The organism is Brevundimonas sp., from assembly GCF_031082345.1.
In the GTDB taxonomy this organism is placed as follows: domain Bacteria; phylum Pseudomonadota; class Alphaproteobacteria; order Caulobacterales; family Caulobacteraceae; genus Brevundimonas.
In genome coordinates this window covers 1-4,217 of record NZ_JAVHLH010000246.1, presented here as the reverse complement: position 1 = coordinate 4,217, position 4,217 = coordinate 1, and the positions used below count along the sequence as shown (strand labels likewise).

Annotated in this window: 6 protein-coding genes; 3 read left to right on the top strand and 3 right to left on the bottom strand. The window is 62.8% G+C overall.

The genetic code is table 11. From position 1 onward, the window contains the following. Positions 1–789 (bottom strand): hypothetical protein (locus tag RDU12_RS13260; protein ID WP_308685059.1); only part of this gene is annotated, 789 nt, incomplete at its 3' end. Continuing rightward, positions 786–1,274 carry a hypothetical protein gene (locus RDU12_RS13255; RefSeq protein WP_308685057.1) on the bottom strand — a complete coding sequence of 163 codons (489 nt, stop codon included), beginning with the start codon at positions 1,272–1,274 and terminating at the stop codon, positions 786–788. The genes RDU12_RS13260 and RDU12_RS13255, both read right to left, overlap by 4 nt. A 286-nt stretch (positions 1,275–1,560) precedes the next feature. On the opposite strand from RDU12_RS13255, the gene RDU12_RS13250 reads away from it, so the two are divergent. After that, positions 1,561–1,779, top strand: coding sequence for a hypothetical protein (locus RDU12_RS13250; protein WP_300289805.1), 219 nt, complete (start codon positions 1,561–1,563; stop codon positions 1,777–1,779). A gap of 222 nt (positions 1,780–2,001) precedes the next feature. Further along, entirely contained in the window at positions 2,002–2,694 is a 693-nt protein-coding gene (locus RDU12_RS13245; RefSeq protein WP_300289804.1) for an HNH endonuclease, read from the top strand. A 254-nt stretch (positions 2,695–2,948) separates the two neighbouring features. Here RDU12_RS13245 and RDU12_RS13240 read toward each other — a convergent pair whose 3' ends face one another. Further along, entirely contained in the window at positions 2,949–3,476 is a 528-nt protein-coding gene (locus RDU12_RS13240; protein WP_308685053.1) for a hypothetical protein, read from the bottom strand. Between the two features lie 175 nt (positions 3,477–3,651). On the opposite strand from RDU12_RS13240, the gene RDU12_RS13235 reads away from it, so the two are divergent. Continuing rightward, positions 3,652–4,217: hypothetical protein (locus tag RDU12_RS13235; protein ID WP_308685051.1), on the top strand; the 566-nt coding region annotated here is incomplete at its 3' end.

The window sequence follows — 4,217 nt, the reverse complement described above, 5'->3', positions numbered from 1 at the left end:
GTCTATCTCAGGTGTGCGTGAAATATATCCGATTCGTTCAGATACGATGTCGTCAAGAGCATCCAATATACCTATCGTCACCAAGAAACTTACATCATTCTGAGGTATACCGCTCGTATCGATCTTCTCAACGCGCTTAAATCGCGTATGAAATCGCTTCAGGGCACTTTCGACAGCAAGGTTGTAATCTCCGAGTACGCTATCATTCATGACCGTGCCCCGTTTCCTGGTCAGTAGATTTGCATATTCGCGTTCGAGAGAAGTCCTCGCGTCTGCAGTTAGTGCATAAATTAGATCAACTCGGTCCGCCCAATGCGGAGCAAGGAAGAACTCTAAGAAACGTTCGTAATGTTCCTCGTCCAGTTTATCATGAACAAATTGCCAGTTAAACCAGCATACAGCGTCAAATATACCACGATCCATGATGATAACATCAAAATCGCTCGGACGGTTACTAAGTATCTCGGATAATTCCATCAGGGCGCTACACCCTGTCCAGATGTTGAAATTTGGGTCGAACTTATTTCGTATTGGGCAGTTTCCAGCCCTCTCGGTTAGGACGTGAACCTTAAATCCGTTTCTTTTAAGAAATATTGCCAAAGAACTGATACAGGAAGTTTTCCCGGCCTTAGGAGTGCCGCAGAATTCGATAACGATAGGTCTGTTGCGACGCGTCTTCTTTTTTTCTGAAAGAATAGACTCCACTTTTCGTTCTAGGTATTCGATGTTCGAAACAATTTCGTCCGGATCGTGACTGACCGTGTCGGATGATGGACTGTTATTCTTCATGAGGCGGGCCTAATCGATTCTATGGAATCTTTTCCAAGGCGTTCCAGCCGATTGACGGCAGCTCCCGTGGCACCTGCAACGAACAGGCCGATTAAGCTGGAAAATAGCACGAAGCCTTCCCCGATATGGCTCGAGCTTGTCGTGGTTGCGTGGATGAAGGCGAAGGAACTCAAAACTGCGACTGCTGCTAGCATGACGGAGAAGAGGGGGCGGAAGACGAAGTATGCCGTGGTTGCTAGCAGGGCGAACGCCGATGTTACGGCGGCCGGCGCATCGGCGAACAAATCTCGATAGAGCTTGCGGGCATAGAAAAGGCCACTCCCGGTCAGTGCCGCGCTCACGCCGGCCGTGACCGCTAGAGCCAGAGATTGGGGGTCTTCCTTTGCGCCGACGATAACAGCTTGGTACCACCACGCACCGCCGAAGACGGCGGCTGCACCATAATAGATGAAGAGAAACAATGCTGTTCCCCAGTGGAACGCCATTCCGCTTCGCATGACGCAGTCCTTTTTTGGAAGCTTCACAGCAAAGATTGGAGGTGTCTACCGTTACGTTTCTTACGCATAGCATGAGACTCAGGCCCAACTCCCTAACTCGTCAGCCTCTACGGTGAGTTGGATGGGTGAGGACCATAATCGCTAGGGCGAACTTGGCTTCGCCGAACAGGCCGTCGTCTTCGAGGGCGACCCAGAATGCGAGAAGCATTTTACCAATCTTCGGTTGGTAGCGGCCGGTCTGCCGTTCCGGCACTCTCCTGCAGAGGAGGTCTCCATGCCGAAGTTCACCATCCTCTCCCGCATCGACGCCTACGTCGACTACACCACAGAGGTCGAAGCCGACTCCCTCGAAGAGGCCGTCGACCTGGCCTATGACGGCGACCCCTCGATCAAGTGGAAAGAGCAGGGCGTGGTCGAGTTCGACGCCCGCCATGTCGTGGCCCTCGACGCCGACGGCGAGGAGATCGAGACCTACTCGCGCGGCAAGGGCTGATACGGCGTCCCCATTTTCCGCTCATCCCGGCGAAAGCCGGGACCCAGTCCTGTCCAGCGTGGCGCCGGTGGCCCAAAGCACTGGGTCCCGGCTTTTCGCCGGGATGAGCGGTTTGATGGGTGAGCATCCACCCGCTACGGTGGGTGGATGGGGAGCGATACCAACCACAAGTGGGGGCCGTCCCAACACACCCGGCCCAACCTCCGGCGGGCGGCCTAGGCCGTGCCGATCTCCGTCCGGCATGTGGAGGAGGCGCTGCGCCAGCTGGGCGGCGAGGCCCAGATCGGCGACATCCTCGTCAAGGTGCTGGAGATCGCGCCGCCGCCGCACAGCCCGAATGCGCGCAACATCATCCGGGGCCGCCTCTATCAGTTCTCCTCACAGACGAGCGCCTATGAGGAGGGCACGCCGGACCTGTTTGAAAGCGTCGATGGTCTGGCGGCGAACACAGGGCGCTGGCGTTTGAAGGGCTACCACGCTCCGGCGGACAATTCGGACGCCGTACTGGAGGACACCGAGGCGGAGATCGAGGCGGCCGAGGGGCGGCGCCGGTTGCGCGTCCATCTAAGCCGGGAACGGTCCAAGAAGCTGATCGACGCCTTCAAAGCCTCGCTGGCCAGCTTCGCGTGTGAGGCCTGTGGAACCGATATGGGCGAGCGCTACGGTTCGCTCGGCGACGGCTACATCGAGGCGCATCACCGGGTGCCGGTTGCGAGCCTCAAGGACGGCGAGACGACCCGGCTGTCCGACCTCGCCGCCCTCTGCCCCAACTGCCATCGCATGATCCACCGCAACGACCTGATGTCGGTCGAGGACCTGGCTGCGCACCTGCGCGCCCGGCGCCCTTCGTTCGCCATCGCGGCTGAATCAGACAAGGACGATTGGCTGGACGACGCGCCCGATCAGGGCGACTGATCTCCGTCCTTTCGTCATCCTCCGGCAAGGCGCTTCAGCGCCGCGACCGCGGGACCCAGCAGCGCGCGAGAGCGCGAACCGAAGGTCGGCGCGTAGCAGCCAACCTGTCGGGAGCGCCGCTACTGAACCACCCTGCCTGAACAGATCGCCTTCGGCGCCGCTGGGTCCCCCGGTCGCGCTGCGCGCGCCGGAGGATGACGAAAGCGGGGAGGGCGGGCGCACCTGACCCTCCACCCGCAAGGGGAGAAGGCCCCTCAGCCCCCCTTCGCCGCGCCCTTCTCCTCCCCCTTCGCCGGGAACACCACATCCCGCGCCACGGCGACGGTGTGGAGGAAGGTGTCGAACATGCCGCGCACCCGGTCGCGCGTCATGCCCTCCAGATAGTCCATGCGCCAGACCTTGAGCTCCGATCCGATGGCGATGTCGGCCAGCCAGGCGATGTTGACCTCATGCTCCTTCGCCAGGGCCTCGGCCTCGCTGTCCAGCTCGAACCAGACGTACATCATGAACTCGGCGCAGCGCTTGTCCTCGCCGGCGCCGGTGCATCTCCAACCCTCGAACTGGACGTACAGCCCGTCCGGATAGGCGATCTCCATCCGGTATTCGTTGTCGTCCAGATGCTCGACCTCGGTCGGGACGCCGCCGGTCTCGATCGCCATGGCGCGGACCTCCGGGATGCCGAGCGCGGTCACCGGCTTGTCGCCCGGCGACTGCGCCCACGCCGCGCCGCCCCCCGCCAGCAGGGCCGCGCCCGCCGCCATCGCCGCCGTCAGTCTCCGCATCCGCCCCTCCGCGATTCCACTGGGACGAGTGATAGCAGAAGCCGACCCTGCCAACCCAGACCCTGCCAACCCGGCCAAACCCGGTCGCCAACCAACCAACCCGACCGCCCTGCGTCCGATTCTGACGGGTCGAACCCCTAAAATCCGCTCCAACATGCAAGAGGGGGACTCGCACATGAATGCACACACCCGCCTGCCGCACACCCGTTACGTCACCGCCAGCGCCGAGACCTGGAGCCTGATCCGCGGGGCCTATCTGTCCGGCCTGTCGGCCCCCACGGTCGCCGCCCGTTTCGGGGTGTCGGAGACGGCCCTGCGCCGCCGGGCCCGGCGCGAGGGCTGGACCAAGCGCGACTTCGCCGCGCGGTCGACGCCGTGGCCGCTGGGGCGGACCCCGCCGTCAGGCCCGACCGGCGTCCTCGCCGCGCCCGGCCTGCCGCCCGATCCCGACGCGCCCCTGACCGAGGACGATGTGGTCGCCGCCTGGTCGTCGCCGATCCAGATCCGCCCCAACGACCTGGCCCGCCGCACCCTCGCCGCCGCCGCCGAGGCGGTGAAGGGCGGGCGCGGCCTGACGGCGCTGCGGCTGGCCCGGGCGGCGTCCGAGATCGCCCGTCTCGACGCCCTGTTCGAATGGGTCGAATACGATCCGGCCGAGCAGGAGCGCGACGCCGAGGCCGGCCGCGAACTGACCCGCCGCTGGGTGCGCGAACGCGCCCTGCGCCTCGCCGAGGACCTCGC

Bases quoted from the DNA above. Each gene is read 5' to 3' on its own strand.
- RDU12_RS13255 (WP_308685057.1), bottom strand. From the start codon at position 1,274: ATGGCGTTCCACTGGGGAACAGCATTGTTTCTCTTCATCTATTATGGT.
- RDU12_RS13250 (WP_300289805.1), top strand. From the start codon at position 1,561: ATGCCGAAGTTCACCATCCTCTCCCGCATCGACGCCTACGTCGACTAC.
- RDU12_RS13240 (WP_308685053.1), bottom strand. From the start codon at position 3,476: ATGCGGAGACTGACGGCGGCGATGGCGGCGGGCGCGGCCCTGCTGGCG.